This is a genomic window from Paraburkholderia sp. Cy-641, assembly GCF_011752945.1.
GTDB lineage: Bacteria > Pseudomonadota > Gammaproteobacteria > Burkholderiales > Burkholderiaceae > Paraburkholderia.
Genome location: NZ_VWWM01000139.1, coordinates 1 through 1,035, shown reverse-complemented (window position 1 = coordinate 1,035; position 1,035 = coordinate 1). Strand labels below are relative to the sequence as shown.

Sequence of the window (1,035 nt, the reverse complement as noted above, 5' to 3'; positions counted from 1 at the left end):
GGCGAGTCCACCGCCGTGATGTCGCTGATCTGCGCGACGTCGAGCTTCGCCGCGATACGCGGCGCGATGTTCTTGCCCGAAGCGGTCGCCGGCACGAGGATGTGCGAGTAGTTCTTCGCGATGTTCACGACCGTCGCTTCGACGTTCTCGGCGAGACCCTGTTCGAGTTGCGGCGCGTCGGCGAGCAGCACCTTCGCCACTCCCGCGATCTTCGCGGCGGCGTCCGCTGCGGCCTGCGCGTTGTGGCCTGCGACCAGCACGTGAATGTCACCGCCGATCTTCTGTGCCGCGGCAACCGTGTTCAGCGTCGCGGCCTTGACCGACGCGTTGTCGTGTTCTGCAATTACAAGATTCGTCATTTCTTTCCTCGCCCCTTAGATCACCTTCGCTTCGGTCTTCAGCTTCCCGACCAGCGTCTTCACATCCGGCACCTTCACACCGGCGGAGCGCTTCGGCGGCTCGGCGACTTTCAGCGTCTTCAGACGCGGCGTGACATCGACGCCGAGGTCTTCGGGCTTCACGGTTTCCAGCGGCTTTTTCTTCGCCTTCATGATGTTCGGCAGCGTCACGTAGCGCGGCTCGTTCAGGCGCAGATCGGTCGTCACGACGGCCGGCAGCTTCAGCGACAGCGTTTCCGCGCCGCCGTCCACTTCACGCGACACGGTGGCCTTGCCGTCTGCCACGACAACCTTCGAGGCGAACGTGGCCTGCGGCAGATTCGCGAGCGCGGCGAGCATCTGGCCGGTCTGGTTCGAATCGTCGTCGATGGCCTGCTTGCCGAGGATCACCAGTTGCGGCTGCTCCCTGTCGACCAGTGCCTTGAGCAGCTTCGCAACGGCCAACGGCTGCAACTCCTCGTTCGATTCGATCAGGATCGCACGGTCAGCTCCAATCGCCAGCGCCGTGCGCAGCGTTTCCTGCGACTGCGCCACACCCGCCGACACCGCGATCACCTCGGTCGCCACGCCCGCTTCCTTCAGGCGCACCGCCTCTTCCACCGCGATTTCGTCGAACGGATTCATCGACATCTTCACG

At 64.3% G+C, this 1,035-nt stretch carries 1 protein-coding gene and 1 pseudogene; both read right to left on the bottom strand.

The features are described from left to right. A pseudogene (locus tag F3J20_RS31710) lies at positions 1 to 359 on the bottom strand (electron transfer flavoprotein subunit alpha/FixB family protein); the annotation flags it as partial. Positions 360 to 374: 15 nt separating this feature from the next. Continuing rightward, the coding region (locus F3J20_RS31705) for an electron transfer flavoprotein subunit beta/FixA family protein (protein WP_167285840.1) at positions 375 to 1,035 on the bottom strand (661 nt) is incomplete at its 5' end.